Below are 19,702 nucleotides of genomic sequence, written 5' to 3'. Positions count from 1 at the left end.
ATCACGCTTGACCGTGTACCTGAGTACACGGTTTATCCTGTGCCGCACAGACAGGGAAAACGGGATTTATGTTATGAATTCTTTTGATTATACAGGAAAAACAGCACTGGTTACCGGTGCATCCTCGGGCATAGGACGGGAGTTCGCCCGCCAGCTCGCGGCCCGTGGCGTGGGGTTGATCCTGGTTGCCCGCTCCGAGGCAACGCTGCAGGCGCTTGCGGCTGAGCTACACAAAACGCACGGCGTATCACTCACCGTTATCGTGCAGGACTTAACGCTGCCTGAGGCCATTACCCACATTGTGGAACGGCTGGAAGCGTTACGGCTTTATCCCGATATTTTGATTAATAGCGCGGGGTTTGCCACCTACGGGCGATTTGAAAAACTATCTCTGGCGCGCCAGCGTGAAGAGATCAACGTCAACTGCGTCGCCCCCGTGGCACTCGCGCACGCCCTGCTGCCCGCGATGCTGCGTAAAGGTTCAGGCGTGATGATTAACGTGGCCTCAACCGCTGCCATGCAACCGGATCCGTATATGGCAATTTATGGGGCAACAAAGGCATTTTTACTCTCCTTTTCGAACGCGCTGTGGGGAGAATACCGCGCTCACGGCATCCGCGTGCTGGCGCTTTGCCCCGGCGCAACGGATACCCCTTTTTTTGAGGTGGTGAATGCCGAGGAAGCGTCAGTGGGCAAAAGAATGCCAGCGCAGAACGTAGTCGCGCTGGCGTTACGGGCCGTGGATACGCAACGCAATACGCTGATCCCCGGCTGCGGCAACTGGCTGCTGGGCCAGTTACACCGGTTTGTCACCCGCCGACGTCTGGCGATCATTGCTGAAAAAGTATTACGACCTAAGCCCGCCGGTCAGGGGTCGCGCTCAGACGCATAATCCCGTTCAGGCCAAAGCGCGACGTTTCAGTGCCGCGCAATTGCACTGAAACGCGCGCAACCTCTCGCAAAGACTGACAATATCCCGCGAAAAACAGTGATACACTTAGCTGACCTGGTTGATGATGCAGTCTTAACGGCTCAGGGCTAACGAGTATTATCCCTCGGGTTCCACAGACGACTGTGCATGTGCCATCTGCCCACTCAACCACGTGACCTAATTACCAAATGGTCACACGTTGTCAATCGGAGCCTGTCACGCTAAGCTGAAATAATGACTAAAGACATGAACACCCCATCCACACGTGGTCCACTCGATCACACGGTCCGAGAGCAAATCGTCGAAGCTGCGTATGAGCATTTCGGCCATTACGGCTATGAAAAAACCACCGTCGCCGAACTTGCCAAAGCCATCGGTTTTTCAAAAGCCTATATCTATAAATTTTTTGATTCCAAGCAGGCAATCGGCGAGGTCATCTGCGCGAACCGTCTTGATATGATCATGGCGGCGGTCAATGCAGCCATCGCTGATGCGCCATCCGCCAGCGAAAAGCTGCGTCGTCTGTTCAGGGCGCTCACCGAGGCGGGAAGTGAACTGTTTTTCCATGAGCGTAAACTCTACGACATCGCCGCCGTTGCCGCGCGGGACAAGTGGCCTTCAACCGAAAGGTATTCAGAACGTCTGCTGAAGCTGATTGAGAGCATTGTTGTCGAGGGCAGAAAAGCCGGTGAGTTCGAGAGAAAAACCCCTCTGGACGAAGCTACACTGGCGATCTATATGGTGATGTGCCCTTTCATTAACCCTGTTCAGCTGCAGTACAACCTTGAAGCCGCCCCGACCGCGGCGGTTGTCCTCTCCTCTCTGATTTTGCGAAGCCTGGCCCCCTGATTAGTGACCATTGACTTTATTGGTCACTAGAATGAGAATGCGGATACCGTCCTGTTAATGTAATAAGGGTTCCCATGCTCAGGCTTCATTCAGCCCGCCTTGCCGTATGCCTCCTGCCGTTTGCCCTGGTGGCATGCGGCGATAACCACGCCAGTGACGATCCGCGCACGCAGCCACCGCTTGTCAGGTCTGCGTCCGTGATCCCTGCGAACGAGACGTCACGCGCCTTTACCGGCGTGGTGGTGGCAAGAACGCAAAGTGATTTAGGCTTCAGGGTGCAGGGCAAAATTCTCGAACGTCTTGTCGATACGGGTCAAACCGTTAAGCAGGGCCAGCCTTTAATGCGTCTGGATCCTGTTGATCTGAAATTACAGGCGCAGGCCCAGCAGCGAGCGGTGGATGCTGCCCAGGCGCGCGCACGTAAAGCGTCCAGCGATGAGGCGCGTTATCGCGGCCTTGTGGCATCCGGTGCAGTGTCGGCGTCGGAATACGACCAGATTAAAGCCGCAGCCGACAGCGCCAGAGCGGAGCTCAGCGCTGCCCGGGCACAGGCAGGCGTGGCGCAAAACGCCACCGGTTATGCCGTGCTACTTGCCGATTCAGACGGCGTGGTGATGGAGACGCTTGCCGAGCCTGGACAGGTTGTCAGCGCCGGGCAGGCAGTGATCCGTCTGGCCCGCGCGGGGCAGCGCGAGGCGCTGGTCCAGTTGCCGGAAACCCTGCGCCCTGCCGTAGGAAGTACAGCCCTGGCAACGCTCTACGGTAACGAAAAGCAGCCCGTTAGCGCGAAGCTGCGCCTGCTGTCTGATTCAGCCGATGCGACCACCCGTACCTTTGAGGCCCGATACGTGCTGGATGGCGCGCTGGCGAACGCGCCGCTGGGGGCGACCGTGACGCTGAGCATCGAACACGGCAAAGGCGACAGCCGGGTGATGCAGGTTCCTCTGGCGTCTCTCTACGATGCGGGGAAAGGGCCTGGCGTCTGGCGTATTTCCGCTCAGCCGACAAAAGTCGTCTGGCAGCCTGTCAGGGTGCTTAGCGTAGGGGATGATATCGCCAGAGTGACCGGCGGCGTGCAGCCCGGAGAGAAGATTGTTGCGTTAGGCGTCCATCTTCTGCACGAAGGCGAAGCGGTCCGGCTGGCGGAACAGCGCGATGCCACTCAGGCGGGGATGACACCATGAGTGGAGGTCGTTTCAACCTGTCAGCGCTTGCGGTACGCGAGCGCTCGGTCACGCTGTTCTTGATTATTCTGGTTACCCTTGCCGGTATTTTCTCGTTTTTTGGCCTTGGCCGCGCGGAAGATCCCCCCTTCACGGTTAAGCAAATGACGGTTATCACCGTCTGGCCCGGTGCAACCGCACAGGAAATTCAGGATCAGGTCGCCGAGCCGCTGGAAAAACGTCTGCAGGAACTCAAATGGTATGACCGCACGGAAACGTATACCCGCCCCGGTATGGCGTTTATCACGTTGTCATTGCAGGACAAAACCCCGCCTTCTCAGGTTCAGGAAGAGTTTTACCAGGCGCGAAAGAAACTGGGGGATGAAACCAAAAACCTTCCGGCAGGCGTCATGGGGCCGATGATCAATGACGAGTTTTCCGATGTCACCTTTGCCCTTTTTGCACTGAAAGCGAAAGGCGAACCACAGCGTCTGTTAGTGCGTGACGCCGAAGCCCTGCGCCAGCAGCTTTTGCACGTTCCAGGTGTAAAGAAAGTGAACATCATCGGGGAACAGGCCGAGCGGATTTACATCTCCTTCTCGCATGACCGTCTGGCAACACTGGGGCTCTCCCCGCAGGATATTTTCACTACGCTCAACAGCCAGAACGCATTAACCGCGGCGGGCTCGATTGAAACGCGCGGGGCGCAAATCTTTATCCGCCTCGACGGCGCTTTCGATAAATTGCAGAAGATCCGCGATACGCCCCTTATCGCGCAGGGCAAAACGCTCCGGCTGTCCGACGTGGCAACGGTTGAACGGGGGTATGAAGATCCACCGACCCTGCAGATCCGTAACCAGCAAGAACCCACCCTGCTGCTCGGTATTGTCATGCGTGAAGGCTGGAACGGCCTGGCGCTGGGTAAAGCGCTGGATGCTGAAACGGCAAACATCAATGCCCATATGCCTCTGGGGATGACCCTGACGAAAGTCACCGATCAGTCGGTGAATATCCGCTCGTCGGTCGATGAGTTCATGATCAAGTTCTTCGTCGCCCTGCTGGTGGTGATGGTGGTGTGTTTTGTCAGTATGGGGTGGCGCGTGGGCATCGTTGTCGCGGCGGCAGTGCCGCTGACGCTGGCGGTCGTTTTTGTCGTGATGGAAGCCTCCGGTATAAACTTCGACCGCGTTACCCTGGGCTCCCTTATTCTTGCCCTCGGCTTACTGGTTGATGATGCCATTATCGCCATCGAAATGATGGTGGTAAAAATGGAGGAAGGCTACGACAGAATCAAAGCCTCCGCCTACGCCTGGAGCCATACCGCCGCGCCAATGCTGGCCGGAACCCTGGTGACAGCCATCGGGTTTATGCCGAATGGTTTTGCGCAGTCAACCGCCGGGGAGTACACCAGCAATATGTTCTGGGTAGTCGGCCTCGCCCTGATAGCTTCGTGGTTTGTGGCGGTGGTATTCACCCCTTATCTGGGCGTCAAAATCCTGCCGGACATCGCAAAAGTCGAAGGCGGTCATGCCGCCATCTATGACACCCCGCGCTATAACCGTTTTCGTCATACCCTGAGCCGCGTAATCGCCCGAAAATGGATCGTCGCCGCGTCCGTCGTGGCCATCTTCACCCTCGCAGTACTGGGGATGGGGCTGGTTAAAAAACAGTTTTTCCCGACGTCCGACCGCCCCGAGGTGCTGGTGGAAGTGCAGATGCCGTATGGCACATCGATTGAGCAAACCAGCGCCGCCACCGCGAAAATCGAAGCGTGGCTGCGCAAACAGCCTGAAGCCAGCATCGTCACCGCCTACATTGGCCAGGGTTCGCCGCGTTTTTATCTGGCGATGGCCCCTGAGTTGCCCGATCCCTCTTTCGCGAAGGTTGTCGTCATGACGGACAGCGAGAAGTCACGCGAGGCGCTTAAGTTCCGCCTTCGCGAAGCGGTAGCCCGCGGGCTGGCTCCGGAGGCACGCGTGCGGGTAACGCAGCTGGTGTTCGGGCCTTATTCTCCCTTCCCGGTCGCCTGGCGAGTAATGGGACCGGATGTCAATAAACTGCGTGACATTGCAGATAACGTCAAAGGTGTGCTGCAGGCCAGTCCGATGATGAGAACCGTCAATACCGACTGGGGTTCACGCGTACCGACCCTGCATTTCACCCTCGATCAGAACCGCCTGCAGGCTACCGGTTTAACATCGAACGCCGTTGCCCAGCAGCTTCAGTTCCTGCTGTCGGGCGTTCCCATCACCTCCGTGCGGGAAGATATTCGTTCGGTACAGGTTACGGGCCGCGCCGCGGGTGATATCCGCCTTGATCCGGCGAAGATAGAGGGCTTTACCCTGGTGGGTAACGCCGGGCAACGCGTTCCGCTGTCACAAATCGGGGAGATTGAGATCCGAATGGAAGATCCGCTGTTGCGCCGTCGCGATCGTACGCCCACGATTACCGTGCGGGGAGACATTGCCGAAAACCTTCAGCCCCCGGATGTGTCAACCGCCATCATGAAACAGCTGCAACCCATTGTTGATTCGCTTCCACCTGGCTATCGCATCGAAATGGCGGGATCGATTGAGGAATCCGGCAAAGCCACCCAGGCCATGGCCCCGCTGTTCCCCATCATGATTGCCCTGACGCTGCTGATAATCATTCTGCAGGTGCGTTCACTCTCGGCCATGGTCATGGTATTCCTGACCGCACCGCTGGGGCTTATTGGTGTGGTTCCTACGCTGCTGCTTTTCAATCAGCCGTTTGGCATCAATGCCCTCGTCGGCCTGATCGCGCTTTCGGGGATCCTGATGCGAAATACGCTGATACTCATTGGTCAAATCGATCACAACCAGAAGGACGGTCTCGAACCGTTCCACGCCGTGGTTGAGGCGACCGTACAGCGCGCGAGGCCGGTCTTACTGACGGCCATGGCCGCCGTGCTGGCGTTCATTCCCCTGACGCACTCCGTGTTCTGGGGAACGCTGGCCTACACGCTGATTGGCGGAACGCTAGGGGGAACCATTATTACCCTCGTCTTCCTGCCTGCGATGTATGCGATCTGGTTTCGGATCAAGCCCGCCGCCTGACGGTGCCGGGCTGGCGTTCGGGATAAGCCCGGCAATCCAGTCTGCAAAAGCACGCACTGCGGGAGAGAGAAAACGCTGATGGGGATAAAGCAACGTAACGGGCACCGAAGGCGGTTGCCAGTCAGCCAGAACCTCAACCAGCCTTCCCTCCCGCAGATGCGCTGAGACAATACTCTCAGCCAGCTGCGCCAGCCCGAAACCTTCAAGGCACATGTTGATATAAAGCCCGGTGGCATTTACGGCCGCTTCGCCGCGGACAGGGATGGAGACGGTCTCTGTCCCGCGGACAAAGCGTAACGCATCCGCCCGTCGGGTCTGATCGGAAAAATAGTGTATCGCCCGATGCTGTGATAAGTCGTCTGGCGAGCGGGGAATACCGAACTTCCTGAGATAGTCCGGTGAGGCACAGGTCACCCAGCGAAACCGGCCCAGAGGACGGGCAACAAGAGTCGAGCTATTCAGATCCCCCGTTCGGATCACACAGTCCACCCCCTCCTGCACCAGATCAACCTGCCGATCGTTGACGCCCAACATCAGGTAGATATCCGGATAAAGCCGGTAAAAATCTTTCAGGTGAGGCATCACGATGAAATCCGCGATCCCGCCCGGCATATCCACCCGCAAGCGTCCCTGCGGGCGCCGGACTGACGCCGTCAGGCTCGTTTCCGCATGCTCGATTAACGCCAGTATTTCCTGGCATTGCGCCAGATACTGCACACCTTCAGCGGTGAGGCTCACCCGCCTTGTCGTTCTGTTAAGCAGGCGCACCTGGAGGTAATTCTCCAGATTTTTTATGCTGCTGGTGACCGTTGACGAAGGCAGAGAAAGCGTTTCGGCTGCGCGGACAAAGCTTCCGGCCTGCGCTACCCGCATGAAGATCTGCATTGCCTGAATACGATCCATTTTTTCTCCCCCGACCGTCGCTCACATTATTCTTCGTAGATTATGAATAATGAAAACACGTTAAGCATCTTTTTCGCCGTAATCGGGTGGCGTAATTTCTCACCCATGAAGAGACAAAGGACAAGAAGATGAGCGATTACCTGAGAAATATGATTAACAATCAAAGCATAACTCCACCCGCCACGTTGATTAAGGGCGCAACCCTGCTCAGCATGGATGACAGGGTGGGTAATTTTGAACGCGGCGATATCCTTATCGAAGGCGCAAAGATCGTCGCCATTGGTGAAAATCTGGCAGCAGAAGGCGCCCGCATAATAGATGCCACACATATGATTGCCATGCCGGGGCTGGTGGATACCCATCGCCATGCCTGGGAGGGACAACTGCGCCGCATTAACCCCGACGCCAAAACGCTTGAAGATTACTGCAACGCCACGCACTTCTCGTTTGCCAGGTATTATCGCCCTGCCGATATTTATATCGGCAACCTGCTCACCGCCCTGGGGTGTATTGATGCCGGAATCACCACGGTGATTGATAATTCCCATAACAGCCGCACCGCTGCGCATTCGGACGCGGCCGTTGAGGCCCTGCTGGATGCAGGGATCCGCGCCGTACACGCTTCCGGTGCACCGGTGTCCGGAGAATGGGACCGCGCGCACTGGCCCGGTAACTGGCAGCGCCTGCAAGAAAAGTATTTCCAGAATAACCCTGAAAGTCTTGTTTCGCTGGCGGTCATGGCCCAGCTGGAACCGGAGAGATGGCTGGAGGCCCGCAGGCTGGGGTTGCCAATCGTGACCGAATTCTTTGGGGGTGAAATGGCGTCGCAGCTTGAGGCGCTGCATCAGCAGGGGCTTCTGGGACCGGACAATATTTTTAATCACTGCACCGCACTGCCGGACGACGGATGGAAAATCCTGCGGGATGCGGGCGTACGCGTGAACGTCTGCCCCCGTTCCGATGCGCACTATGGGATTGAAGACGGCATGTTTGCCCTTCAGTCCGCGCTGCGCCACGGCATCAGCCCCGGCCTCAGCGTTGACAATGAAACGTCGTACAGCGGCGACATGTTTATGGAAATGCGCGTGGCTTTTTACCTCCAGCGCGTCATGGGCATGCATCAGCAGCACTGCTGTGGTTCAGCGCACACCGTAAATACGCTTCATACCCAACAGCTCCTGAAAGCAGCCACCGTCGATGGTGCGGCCTGTGCAGGGTTACAGGAGAGCATCGGCAGCCTGACGCCGGGTAAACAGGCCGACCTGGTGCTTATTAGCGCCGGCGATCTCAACCTCTATCCGTCCGGCAATGCATTTGGCACGGTGGTCCATGCGGCAGAGCGCAGCAACATCCATACCGTCATGATTGCCGGACGAATCGTGAAGCAAGACGGCAACGTGCTGGGGGTAGACATCACCCGCCTTCGCGAGGCCATTGATGAATCACGTCATCATCTCTTTACCTCAGCCGGGTATGAGCCGGACATATTTGCTGACGCCTTCCTGCCGCTGGCGCAGGATTAAGCCCCTTCAACCACAACAAATGTCCCGGTTGCCGCCCCCGCGCGCAGCTTTCTGGCGGCCACGTACCCGGGACTGTTATAAAAACGTTTGGCCTCAGCATACGAATCAAACTCAAAAACGACATGGCGTTCATGCGCCTCCCCTTCGAGATTTTCATATTCCCCTGACCAGACGATGACCCGGGGGTTGAACCCCTGTAGCGCTTCCCCGGCAGCGTTCGCATATTCTGCATAGGCAGCAGGATCTGTGACGGTCACGTGGGCGATTAAATAACCTTTATTCATCTTCTTTATCCTTCCTGAGAACTGTTGCCGGTGGTGTAAAACGCATCAACCTATTTGACAGCGTTACGCGGTATGAAGACACTCTATTAGTCATCAATAAGGGAATAAATCACCCAAAAAATAACGCACTGTTACCCGGAAGGTGAACAATGAAAAACCTGCATGCACTGACTATTTTTGCGCGTGTCGCAGAAATGCAGAGCTTTACTCAGGCGGCGGAGAGCCTGGGCATTAAGAAAGGCCGCGTTTCAATGGTCGTACGTGAGCTTGAGCATGACCTCGGGACGACGCTGTTGCACCGGACTACCCGTGCGGTACAGCTGACCGAAGACGGTCGGGCTTTTTATTCCCGCGCCCGGGATTTGTTGTCAGATGCAGAAGATCTGCAGTCCATGTTTGCGCCTGGCGGCATGTCACTGCGGGGACGTTTACGCGTCGATATGCCAGCAGTGTTGGCCCAAAGCATAGTGATTCCCGCCCTGCCACAACTGCTGGACGCGCATCCTGAACTTGAAATAGAACTTTCAAGCACAGACCGGCGAGTCGATCTGGTTCAGGAAGGCTTTGACTGCGTAATTCGTTTTGGGCCCATTGTTGATGAGACCCTCATTGCCCGACCGCTGGGTCAGTTACGGATGATTAACGCCGCCAGCCCACGCTATCTGGAGCGCGTCGGGGTGCCCGAGACGATTGACGACCTGCTTCGTCAGGGACACCGAATGGTGCATTACATGCGAAATTTTGGTGCCCGGCCTGATGGTTGGCAATACCCGGACGGTGATGGCTACCGGTCCGTCATGTTACCCGGCGCCGCGCGGGTCAACAGCGTACCGGCCTATCATGAAGCCGGGCTGGCGGGTCTGGGCTTAATTCAGGGCGGGTATTCCGCGCTGGCGCCCCATATCCAGCGCGGCGCGCTGGTTGAAGTGCTTCCCCATTTGCCTCCTGAACCGCTTAATGCCGCTTTTGTGGTCGCCCATCGGCGTAATTTATCGCAGCGTGTCAGAGCTTTTATGCACTGGACGGAAGTCATTTTAAAACCGTACTTTGATTAATATCCTGCTAAAGATATTCACGCTAATTGTCGGAGGCCGGACGGCAATATTATCTCGCCCAGGGACGTTTCTTGTGAAAGGAATATACAGCGCAAATGCGAATAATGACTAAAACTGGCAGTTGATTGTTATTTGCGTGGCTTTTAAAATTTAATTGCAAGGTATTTATTAAATTTTAATTAGGGACATAAAAATGACAAGAAATACGCTTTTACTGACGATGATGGCCGCCTTTTCAGGCGCAGTATACGCAGGGGAAACGCAATTTACGCCGAATTTCTCACCTGACAGCGTCACCGTTTCAGCCTCGGGCGGGATGCTCAGCGGGAAATCCCATGAAATGGTGTATGACGACGTCACAGGCAGAAAAATCAGCCAACTGGACTGGAAAATTAAAAATGTCGCCATCCTGAAAGGCGATATTTCCTGGGATGCGTACCCTTTCCTGACCCTGAACGCACGCGGCTGGACCTCGCTGGCATCCGGGTCGGGTCATATGGATGACTATGACTGGATGAACGAAAGACAATCCAGCTGGACAGATCATTCGACGCATCCGGCAACTAACGTCAATTATGCCAATGAATACGATCTCAATGTAAAAGGCTGGATATTGCAGGGCGAAAGTTATAAAGCGGGCGTGACTGCCGGTTATCAGGAAACCCGTTTTAGCTGGACGGCGACCGGTGGCTCTTATAATTATGATAACGGTACCAACACGGGGAATTTCCCGGCGGGCGAACGCGGTATTGGTTATAGCCAGCGCTTCTCAATGCCTTATATTGGGCTTGTGGGGCAGTATCGTATTAATAATTTCGAATTTAATGGCCTGTTTAAATTCAGTGACTGGGTGCGCGCTCATGATAACGACGAGCACTATATGCGCGACCTGACCTTCCGCGAGAAAACCTCAGACTCTCGCTATTATGGTGCGTCAGTGGATGCAGGATATTACGTCACGCCACACGCCAAAGTTTTTGCCGAGTTCGCGTATAGCCGTTACAAAGAGGGCAAAGGCGGCACGCAGATTATTGATACTAACACGGGCGAATCCGGGTCAATTGGCGGTGATGCGGCGGGCATTTCCAACAAAAACTATACCGTTACCGCCGGTCTGCAATACCGGTTCTGATTTCGCGCAACGCATCAGGCCAGCGTAAACATTCACAGGCCCCTGACGGGGCCTTTTTCGATGCGCTGCTTTACTTCCGCAGGTGCGCGCCCCTTCATGACGCCGATTTTGGTCGCAGATCCTCGTCAAACTCCAGACGTTTTCGGCCGGGCTCTACTTCGCGCAGGGGTTCGACCTGATGCAGGGTCAGCTTGCAGCGATCCACCAGCACCTGATACTCACGCGTGCCCTGCTTCTTCCAGGCAATTTCCTGCTCGCTCAGCACACGTATCGCTTTTGCCGGACTGCCAATGATCAAATGGTTGGCGGGCATCTCCGCTTTCGCTTTCACAAAGGCCGCCGCGCCGACAATGCTGTTTTCGCCAATCACCGCGCCGTCCATGACCACTGCGTTCATCCCTACCAGGGCGTTACGGCGGATAATACAGCCGTGCAGAATCGCGCTGTGGCCGATATGTCCGTCCTCTTCCACCACCGTGTCCTGCTCCGGGAAACCGTGCATGACGCAGTTATCCTGAATGTTCGCACCGTCTTTCACCACAATCCGGCCAAAATCGCCGCGCAGGCTGGCATTCGGGCCAACATACACGCCTTTGCCCAGGATCACGTCGCCGATGAGCACCGCCGTCGGGTGAACATAGCTCTCATCAGGCACCACCGGCGTCAGACCGTCAATTTGATAAACGGGCATCTCCACTCCTTATACGATAGTAAGACCACCAAAGCGTTGATAGTAGAGCGTGCCGGGCACAGGCAGTTCGCCGACGGAGGTTTCACCTTTCTCGCTGACAAACGCCAGCGCCCCCGGTGCCACACGCTGATAAATATTAATGCACAGCTGTCGCGCACTTTGTCCGGCCCAGTGTGCAGGCAATAACTCTTCCGGCAACAGTGGGTCTTTCAGCACCACGCGACGGTAAAAATGGATCAGCAACAGCTGGATCTGGAAGCAGCGTTCCGGCGTTAATTCGTCCGGCGCGGCCTCTTTCAGCAGCGGCAGAAGAGGACGGAACGAGTGGATAAACGTCTCGTACATCGCGTTCTGTTCGGTCAACTGCCAGCACTCCTCGACCCGGGCACGCAGCGCCGCGCGGGACAGCGCCAGCGGCGAATGGGCCTCGAAGAAGATGACGTTTTCCGCCACGCCTGCGTCGTGTAAAAGCGACTGCACATCCGCCAGATGCTGCGACGGGGAGGCCATCAGGCTGGGAGCCAGGGTGCCAAAACCCTGCCAGATCAGCTGCTTTTTGACGTCAGCAAGGGTGGTTTTATCCAGACCTTCCGAGAGCAGCAACAGCCACTTGCCGTCCCATGCCGGGAGTTCAGCACGGTAGATTTTACTCTCCGCGCGGCGGGTCAAACGCAGCCCTTTGTCGCTCAGCCGGTAAAAGCTGCGTCGTCCGATACGCGACACATCCAGCCAGCCCTCTTTGTTAAGACGAAACAGCGCAGTGCGCACAAAGCGCTCGCCAAACCCCATCCCTTCCAGTAAGGCGGCGAGGCTGCCAAGCCAAATCTCGCCGCCGCGATGTGAAAGCGCGTCACCGTATAATGAGGAGATAAGCGACGTTCCGCTAACGGGAACCGAGCTAACCGCGTGCTGGATAAAGGCATCGAGTTTATTCATGTGATTCATTCTGTTGTTATTTTTGGTCTGGATGAATCATAGCATATTCCCCTCACCCCGGCCCTCTCCCAAAGGGAGAGGGGGACAACGTACCTTCTCCCCTCCGGGGAGAAGGTTAGGATGAGGGGGTGAGGGAAACTCAACCGTTAGCCGCAACTTTACGCAAATCAAACACCCGACAGGCTTTGCCCTCTGAGCGCGGGATACTGCCGCAGTTGACAATCATCACGTCGGTGGAGATCCCGACCATCGATTTAATCCGATGGCGCAGCTGATGGCACACCTGGCAGCGCTGCTCGTGGGTCAGGGTCAGACTGCTCTCTTTGAGCTCCACCTTCACGGAAAGTGAATCAAGATGGCCGCGGCGGTTGACCTCCAGCTGGTAGTGCGGGGAGAGGTGTTCGAACTTCACGATCTCCTCTTCCAGCTGGGACGGGAAGACGTTGACGCCGCGGATGATGAGCATATCGTCACTGCGACCGCTGATCCTGTCCATACGACGCATGGTGCGGGCGGTCCCAGGAAGCAGGCGCGTCAGGTCACGGGTGCGATAACGAATAACCGGCAGCGCCTCCTTGGTCAGCGTGGTGAACAGCAGTTCGCCCTGCTCGCCATCATTAAGCGGCGTGCCGTCGTTCGGGTTGACGATCTCCGGATAGAAATGATCTTCCCAGATGGTCGGACCGTCGGCGGTTTCGATACACTCCATCGCCACGCCTGGCCCCATGACCTCGGAAAGCCCATAGATATCCAGCGCGGTGATCCCCAGACGTTTCTCGATTTCGCGGCGCATGGCCTGCGTCCACGGCTCTGCGCCAAACACCCCCACACGCAGGGAGCAGGCGCTGGCATCGCCTCCCATCTGGCGCTCCAGCTCTTCGATCAGATTAAGGCAGTAGGATGGCGTCACCATGATCATGTCCGGCTGGAAATCGCGGATCAGCTGCGCCTGTTTCTCCGTCTGGCCGCCGGACATCGGGATAACGGTCGCCCCTAAACGCTCTGCGCCATAGTGCGCGCCCAGCCCACCGGTAAACAGGCCATACCCATAGGCCACATGAATTTTGTCTTTCGCACTGCCGCCCGCGGCGCGCAGAGAACGGGCCACCAGGTTGGCCCAGTTGTCGATGTCATGCTGGGTATAACCGACGACGGTTGGCTTTCCGGTGGTGCCGGAAGAGGCGTGAATACGCACCACCTGCTCCATCGGTACGGCAAAGGTATCGAACGGATAGTTATCACGCAGGTCCTGCTTGGTGGTGCACGGAAACTTACGGATGTCTTCCAGCGTTTTAAAATCGTCAGGGTGAACGCCCGCGGCGTCAAACTTGCGTTTGTACATCGGAACGTTGTTATAGGCGTGATGCAGCGTCCATTTCAGACGCTCGGTTTGCAGCGCCTGTAATTCGTCAATGGAGGCCGTTTCGATCGGATCAAGCTTTGTTGTATTTGTCATTGTAGGGTACTCACACTGTTATTCGCTCAAACACGCTCAAGGATCATGGCAATGCCCTGACCCACACCGATGCACATCGTACACAGCGCATAGCGCCCGTTGCGTCGATGCAATTCATTGCTCGCGGCCAGCGCCAGTCTGGCACCGCTCATGCCCAGCGGGTGGCCCAACGCAATGGCCCCTCCGTTCGGGTTGACGTGTTCAGCGTCATCCGGCAATCCCAGCTGACGTAACACGCCCAGCGCCTGAGAAGCGAAAGCTTCGTTAAGCTCAATCACGTCCATATCGTTGATGCTGAGCCCGGCACGTTCCAGCACTTTGCGGGTGGCTGGCACCGGTCCTAAGCCCATCAGACGTGGCTCCACACCAGCGGTAGCCATCGCCACGATCCGCGTGCGCGGGACAAGCCCTTGCGCGTGCGCCATCGACTCGCTGGCGATGATCAGCGCCGCAGCGCCATCGTTTACACCGGAGGCGTTACCCGCCGTCACGACACCGTTCTTGCGAAACGGTGTTTTCAGCGCGGCAAGTTGTTCAAGCGTGGTATCAGCACGGGGATGCTCATCTACCGAAACTTCCGTAACCGTTCCTTTTTTGCCGGGCACCTGCACCGGCACAATCTCCTGCGCCAGAATGCCGTTCTGCTGCGCCTGAGCAGTACGCTGCTGGCTGCGCAGCGCGAAAGCATCCTGATCGGCCCGGCTGATATTTAACAATTCAGCTACATTCTCTGCCGTTTCCGGCATGCTGTCAGTTCCGAATTGCTGATGCATGAGCGGATTCACAAATCGCCAGCCGAGGGTGGTGTCGAAAATCTCCGCCTGACGCTGGAACGCCGCCGTGGCTTTACCCATTACAAACGGCGCCCGGGACATTGACTCGACGCCGCCTGCAAGCAGCATGTCGCCATCGCCCGCCCTGATTGCCCGCGCGGCAAAGCCAATCGCGTCCAGACCCGAACCGCACAGGCGGTTCAGCGTGGTGCCGGAGACCGTCTGAGGCAGTCCGGCCAGCAGCAGCGACATACGCGCCACGTTGCGGTTATCTTCCCCCGCCTGGTTGGCGCAGCCGAAGATCACATCATCAATCCGCTCGAGGTCGAGCTGCGGATAACGGGCCAGCAGCGCACGCAGCGGCACCGCGCCGAGATCGTCGGCGCGAACGCTGGCCAGCGCCCCGCCATAGCGCCCCACCGGGGTTCGAACGCCATCACAAATAAAAGCGTCACGCATCAGGCTTCTCCTGTCACACTGCCGCCGATGCGGTGAGATTTTCCGCGAAACAGGGCAACGGTTTTCTGTTGTTGGTTCTGAATTTCAATGTCATACACGCCGGTCAGTTTGCCCTGATGCTTAACCCGCGCGGTGGCGGTCAGCGTGTCGCCGGCAAACCCCGGGCGCAGAAAATCGATTGAACAGCCTGACGCCACTGCCGCCAGCCCCTGGCTGTTGCAGGCGTAGGCAAAGGCGGTATCGGCCAGTGAAAACAGCTGCCCTCCGTGGCAGGTTTTGTGGCCGTTGAGCATCTGCGGGGTGATGGTCATCGTTACTACCGCGTAGCCATCGTCCATGTCGATGATGTCGATCCCCAGCGCCTGGGCGCAGGCGTCCTGTTCATACATGGTACGGGCGTTATGCCAGGCGTTATGACTCATAGCTACTCTCCAGAAGCGCACGCTGGCGCAGCAGTGAACAAGGGCGATAGCGTTCTTCGCCGTAATGGCGTTGCAAATTTTCAAGCAGCGTTAACAGCCGTTGCCAGCCCAGACGCTCACCCCAGGCAATGGGCCCGTTCGGGTAATTCACGCCGAGGCGCATGGCAGTGTCGATATCCTTCTCGCTGGCCACCCCTTTTTGCAGCGCATCCAGCGCTTCGTTGGCGATCATCGCCACCGTCCGCCAGACCAGCAGGCCAGGGTAATCGGCAATGCGCAGTACCCGGTGTCCCTGCTGCTGCAGGTACCAGACGGCTTTTTGCGTGGCGGTATGCGGGTTATCCGATGCGGCTGCGATCACCCCCACGTCGCGTTCGATGCGGTCAATCACCACGACCGGACAGTGAAAACGCCGGGCCAGCGCCTGAGCGGTCTCCCCCTGGGTTTCAATCAACAGGAGCTCATCAATTTCCGTGACACCGTCACCTCTTCGCTGCACACGCAGGGGGGTAAAGCTGTCGTTTACTGCGTCAAGCCACGCCACAGACGGTTTCTCACCGTGCCAGTCGTAAACGCCCTTCCCGCTTTTTTTGCCCAGCCGCCCCGCCAGCACCAGTTCCTGCTGCACCAGCGACGGCAGGAAACGACGTTCCTGCCAGAAGGCATTGAACACGGAACAGGTCACCGCAAAGTTGACGTCCTGACCAATCATGTCGGTCAGCTCCAGCGGTCCCATCGGGAAACCGCCGCCGTCGCGCAGGGCGGCATCAATCACTTCTGGCGCGGCGACCTGCTCTTCCAGGGCGCGCCAGGCTTCAGAATAGAACGGACGCGCGACGCGGTTGACGATGAACCCTGGCGTTGACTGGCAGCGGACGGGCTGTTTCCCCCAGTTCAGCGCCAGCTCGCACAGCGCATCGGCCACTTCGGGCGATGTCGCCAGCCCGCTCACCACCTCGACCAGCTTCATGACCGGTGCAGGATTAAAGAAATGCAGCCCCGCGACGCGCTCCGGATGGTGAACATCCGCCGCAATCGCCGTAACAGAAATGGAGGAGGTATTGCTGGTCAGCAAGGTCTGCGGCGGGCAAATCTGAGCCAGTTGCGCAAACAGCGCTTTTTTGACGTCGATACGCTCAGACGCGGCTTCAATCACCAGATCTGCCGCGGCGAGCGCTTCGATATCCGTTACCGGCAGCAGCCTGGCAAGTATCTGGCTGCCAGCATCGGCGGAAAGTTTTCCGCGAGTCACCCGGGAGGCGAGACGCTGGCGGATCCCGTCAATCGCGCGTGAAATCGCGTCTGAAGCAATGTCATACATCAGAACCTGATGCCCATGACTCGCCGCGACCTCCGCAATTCCCGCGCCCATCGTGCCGCTTCCAATGACGGCGACAGTACGAACCGTGATCGCCATCTTATTTCCCCGTGAATGTCGGTGCGCGTTTGGCAAGGAAGGCGCTGACCCCTTCCCGGTAGTCGTCGCTGCGACCGGCCAGACGTTGATAATCGCGCTCCAGGTCAAGCTGGGCGTCGAGGGTGTTGGTCTCTGCCGCGTTAATCGCCTGCTTAATCAGCCCCAGACCAAAGGTGGGCTGAGAAGCAAAGTGCAGCGCCATCTGCTGGGCCGTGGCGGAGAGGTGTTCGTCATCCACCACCTGCCAGATCATCCCCCAGGCGTGAGCCTGTTCGGCGCTGAGTTTGTCTCCGAGTAACGCCAGCCCCATTGCGCGGGCGCGCCCGGCGACGCGCGGCAAGAACCATGTTCCCCCGCAGTCCGGCACTAATCCGAGCTTGCTGAAGGCCATCACAAAGGTGGCAGAACGGGCGGCAATGACCATGTCACACCCCAGTGCCAGGGTGGCCCCGGCCCCGGCGGCCACGCCGTTGACCGCGCAAATCACCGGTTTCGGCAACGTCGCAAGACGGCGAACCAGCGGGTTGTAGAACGTCTCCACGGACATTCCCAGATCCGGTGCCGGGCCGTTAGGGTCGACGTTGCGGTCATTAAGATCCTGACCCGCGCAGAAGCCGCGCCCCGCCCCGGTAATAAGCAGACAGCGGATGGTGTCATCGCGCTCGGCCTGCTTCAGGCACTCAGCGAGTTGCTGATGCATCACGTCGTTAAAGCTGTTCAGACGCTCCGGACGGTTCAGCGTCAGGGTCATCACGCCTTGTTCTACATGACTGAGAATAAATTCCACGATTAGCGTCCTTTAAAGTCGGGGGTACGTTTCTGTAAGAATGCGTCGATGCCTTCTCGCCGGTCTTCGGTCGCTGAAAGCAGCGTAAACAGCTGTCGCTCCTGGACCAGTCCGGCCTGCAGGGAAACCTCCTGAGACTGGCGCAGCGCCTGCTTTGCCGCCTGGAGCGCCAGCGGTGAGTGTCGTGCCATCAGCGCCGCCTGTTTCAGGGCATATTCCAGCGTCAATGAAGCCGGGAACACATCGCTGACCAGCCCGGCGCGCTGCGCCTGCTGCGCGGTAATGCTCTCCCCGGTCAGCACCATTTTGCTGGCCAGCGATTTGCCCACGCTACGAATCAGGCGCTGCGTACCGCCCGCCCCGGGCATGATCCCGAGCGTAATTTCCGGCAGACCAAAACGGGCGTTATCCCCGGCAATCACCATGTCGCACAGCAGCGCAAGCTCGCAGCCCGCGCCCAGCGCGAAGCCGTTGACGGCGGCAATCAGGGGTTTGTTGAAGGCGTTGATCCGGGCCCACAGCTGGGGACGGATATCGTTCAGGGTGGCAGGCAGGTCTTTCTCCGCCATTTCGTTGAGATCTGCGCCGGCAGCAAAGCAGCGTGCGTTGCCGTAAATCACGCAAACGGAGAGATCGCGATCGGCCGCAGCGGCGTCGAGCGCATCAGCAATCTGCTCTAACAGGGCGTTATTCAGCGCGTTACGTGCCGCCGGACGATTAAGCGTCAGCTGCAGGACACGACCATGACGGGTGACCATCAGTTCGCTCATGCCATCCCCCTGGAGTCAAAATCGACGATCACGTCAGCGGTTAACGGCAGCGACTGACAGCTCAGCACATACCCGGCCGCCAGTTCGTCCGGCTCGAGGCTGTAGTTCGTCGCCATATCAACTTTGCCACGCAGCACTTTGCATTTGCAGGTCGCGCATACGCCGCCCTTGCAGGCATACGGCAGGTCGGCGCCCTGACGCAGGGCGGCATCAAGAATGCTTTCATCGTTTGCCGTGAGAGTAATTTCCCGGTCGCGACCGTCCTGACGCACGGTGACTTTCTGCCCTTCAGCCTGCACGCTGACCGTGCGTTTGCCGGTCGAGCCTGGCGTATTAAAACGCTCAAGGTGAATCGATTTCTCTGGCATCCCCAGCGCTTTCAGCGCCGCTTCCGCATCGTCCATCATGGCGGACGGGCCACAAATAAACGCTTCGTCGTACTGGCGGAAGTTGATCAGGGTTTTTGCCAGCGCCTGCAGCTTCTCACCGTCGATACGTCCATGCAGCAGATCGCTGTCGAGTACCTCCTGGCTGAAGATGGCGACCAGCTGCAGACGCTGCGGGTATTTGTCTTTCAGATCGGCAAGCGCCTCGCGAAACATCATGCTCTGGCTGCTGCGGTTGCCGTAGATCAGGGTGAAATGACTGTTCGGCTCGGTGGCGAGCGTGGCGGATAAGATGGCCAGCATTGGGGTAATGCCTGAACCCGCGGCAATGGCCAGATAATGCCCTTCCCGGTCGGCGCGCGGCTGGTAACCAAACTGGCCCTGCGGCACCATGACCTCCAGCACCATGCCCTGTTTGATCTCATCCCGGGCATAGCGGGAAAAACGTCCGCCCTCGATGGCTTTCACCGCTACGCTGATCTCACCCGGCGCGGTACTGCGGCAGATAGAGTAGCAGCGACGCAGCTCATCCTCACCCAGCTTCGCTTTCAGGGTCAGATGTTGTCCGGGACGAAAGCGATAGGCGTCCTGCAACGCCTGCGGTACCGCGAAAGTGATGGTCACCGCGTCGCGGGTTTCGGGTTCCACTTTTGCCACTGTTAATGAATGAAACGTTGTCATGGCAACC

General features: G+C 57.8%; 18 protein-coding genes. 7 read left to right on the top strand and 11 right to left on the bottom strand.

The annotated features are described in order from the left end of the window. Positions 1–73 precede the first annotated feature (73 nt). From HV340_RS10450 to HV340_RS10435, 4 genes are all read left to right on the top strand, one after another. Positions 74–892 carry an SDR family oxidoreductase gene (locus tag HV340_RS10450; protein ID WP_181216508.1) on the top strand — a complete coding sequence of 273 codons (819 nt, stop codon included), beginning with the start codon at positions 74–76 and terminating at the stop codon, positions 890–892. A 273-nt stretch (positions 893–1,165) separates the two neighbouring features. Continuing rightward, the gene (locus HV340_RS10445; RefSeq protein ID WP_014169944.1) at positions 1,166–1,780 is read left to right on the top strand and encodes a TetR/AcrR family transcriptional regulator; all 615 of its coding nucleotides are present in this window, start codon (positions 1,166–1,168) and stop codon (positions 1,778–1,780) included. Between the two features lie 74 nt (positions 1,781–1,854). Further along, positions 1,855–2,964 (top strand): efflux RND transporter periplasmic adaptor subunit, encoded by a 1,110-nt coding sequence (locus tag HV340_RS10440; RefSeq protein WP_025204274.1) that lies wholly within the window; start codon positions 1,855–1,857, stop codon positions 2,962–2,964. After that, positions 2,961–6,020 (top strand): efflux RND transporter permease subunit, encoded by a 3,060-nt coding sequence (locus HV340_RS10435; RefSeq protein WP_181216507.1) that lies wholly within the window; start codon positions 2,961–2,963, stop codon positions 6,018–6,020. Before HV340_RS10440 ends, HV340_RS10435 begins: the two co-directional genes overlap by 4 nt. Here HV340_RS10435 and HV340_RS10430 read toward each other — a convergent pair. Then, on the bottom strand, positions 5,943–6,923 hold the full coding sequence (locus HV340_RS10430; RefSeq protein WP_181216506.1) for a LysR family transcriptional regulator: 981 nt from the start codon (positions 6,921–6,923) through the stop codon (positions 5,943–5,945). The genes HV340_RS10435 and HV340_RS10430 overlap by 78 nt on opposite strands. A gap of 128 nt (positions 6,924–7,051) precedes the next feature. Here HV340_RS10430 and HV340_RS10425 point away from each other — a divergent pair, with 128 nt between their 5' ends. Further along, on the top strand, positions 7,052–8,446 hold the full coding sequence (locus HV340_RS10425) for an amidohydrolase family protein (protein ID WP_126488596.1): 1,395 nt from the start codon (positions 7,052–7,054) through the stop codon (positions 8,444–8,446). On the opposite strand, the gene HV340_RS10420 is transcribed toward HV340_RS10425, so the two are convergent. Next, positions 8,443–8,730: a DUF1330 domain-containing protein gene (locus tag HV340_RS10420; RefSeq protein WP_181216505.1), complete on the bottom strand. Its 288-nt coding sequence runs from the start codon at positions 8,728–8,730 to the stop codon at positions 8,443–8,445. The two genes, HV340_RS10425 and HV340_RS10420, sit on opposite strands and share 4 nt — an antisense overlap. 149 nt (positions 8,731–8,879) lie before the next feature. Between HV340_RS10420 and HV340_RS10415 the strand changes: the two genes are divergently transcribed. Further along, positions 8,880–9,785, top strand: coding sequence for a LysR family transcriptional regulator (locus HV340_RS10415; protein ID WP_181216504.1), 906 nt, complete (start codon positions 8,880–8,882; stop codon positions 9,783–9,785). A 193-nt stretch (positions 9,786–9,978) separates the two neighbouring features. Beyond that, positions 9,979–10,917, top strand: coding sequence for an omptin family outer membrane protease (locus tag HV340_RS10410; protein ID WP_025204278.1), 939 nt, complete (start codon positions 9,979–9,981; stop codon positions 10,915–10,917). Positions 10,918–11,011: 94 nt separating this feature from the next. Here the strand turns inward: HV340_RS10410 and paaY are convergent, their stop codons facing one another. The 9 genes from paaY to paaE all read right to left on the bottom strand — a co-directional run bounded on the left by paaY (position 11,012) and on the right by paaE (position 19,695). Beyond that, entirely contained in the window at positions 11,012–11,608 is a 597-nt protein-coding gene (gene paaY, locus HV340_RS10405) for a phenylacetic acid degradation protein PaaY (RefSeq protein WP_020884237.1), read from the bottom strand. 9 nt (positions 11,609–11,617) lie between these two features. Then, on the bottom strand, positions 11,618–12,553 hold the full coding sequence (gene paaX, locus HV340_RS10400) for a phenylacetic acid degradation operon negative regulatory protein PaaX (protein ID WP_014169935.1): 936 nt from the start codon (positions 12,551–12,553) through the stop codon (positions 11,618–11,620). A gap of 130 nt (positions 12,554–12,683) precedes the next feature. After that, positions 12,684–14,000, bottom strand: a complete 1,317-nt coding sequence (paaK, locus tag HV340_RS10395) for a phenylacetate--CoA ligase PaaK (protein ID WP_014169934.1) — start codon at positions 13,998–14,000, stop codon at positions 12,684–12,686. Between the two features lie 26 nt (positions 14,001–14,026). After that, complete coding sequence (gene pcaF / locus HV340_RS10390) at positions 14,027–15,232, bottom strand: 3-oxoadipyl-CoA thiolase (protein WP_040017391.1); 1,206 nt, start codon at positions 15,230–15,232, stop codon at positions 14,027–14,029. Beyond that, on the bottom strand, positions 15,232–15,654 hold the full coding sequence (gene paaI / locus HV340_RS10385; protein WP_020884240.1) for a hydroxyphenylacetyl-CoA thioesterase PaaI: 423 nt from the start codon (positions 15,652–15,654) through the stop codon (positions 15,232–15,234). Before paaI ends, pcaF begins: the two co-directional genes overlap by 1 nt. Next, positions 15,644–17,071: a 3-hydroxyacyl-CoA dehydrogenase PaaH gene (gene paaH / locus HV340_RS10380; RefSeq protein WP_181216503.1), complete on the bottom strand. Its 1,428-nt coding sequence runs from the start codon at positions 17,069–17,071 to the stop codon at positions 15,644–15,646. The genes paaI and paaH overlap by 11 nt, the downstream gene beginning before the upstream one ends. Before the next feature lies 1 nt (position 17,072). Then, positions 17,073–17,861, bottom strand: a complete 789-nt coding sequence (gene paaG, locus HV340_RS10375) for a 2-(1,2-epoxy-1,2-dihydrophenyl)acetyl-CoA isomerase PaaG (RefSeq protein WP_025204280.1) — start codon at positions 17,859–17,861, stop codon at positions 17,073–17,075. After that, positions 17,861–18,628 carry a 2,3-dehydroadipyl-CoA hydratase PaaF gene (gene paaF / locus HV340_RS10370; protein WP_181216502.1) on the bottom strand — a complete coding sequence of 256 codons (768 nt, stop codon included), beginning with the start codon at positions 18,626–18,628 and terminating at the stop codon, positions 17,861–17,863. The genes paaG and paaF overlap by 1 nt, the downstream gene beginning before the upstream one ends. Continuing rightward, positions 18,625–19,695 carry a 1,2-phenylacetyl-CoA epoxidase subunit PaaE gene (gene paaE, locus HV340_RS10365; protein ID WP_041162586.1) on the bottom strand — a complete coding sequence of 357 codons (1,071 nt, stop codon included), beginning with the start codon at positions 19,693–19,695 and terminating at the stop codon, positions 18,625–18,627. The genes paaF and paaE overlap by 4 nt, the downstream gene beginning before the upstream one ends. Positions 19,696–19,702 lie beyond the last annotated feature (7 nt).

Source organism: Enterobacter sp. RHBSTW-00975, assembly GCF_013615235.1.
In the GTDB taxonomy this organism is placed as follows: Bacteria; Pseudomonadota; Gammaproteobacteria; order Enterobacterales; family Enterobacteriaceae; genus Enterobacter; species Enterobacter ludwigii.
The sequence above is the reverse complement of the archived record's forward strand: the minus strand, read 5'-3'. Positions and strand labels throughout refer to the sequence as shown.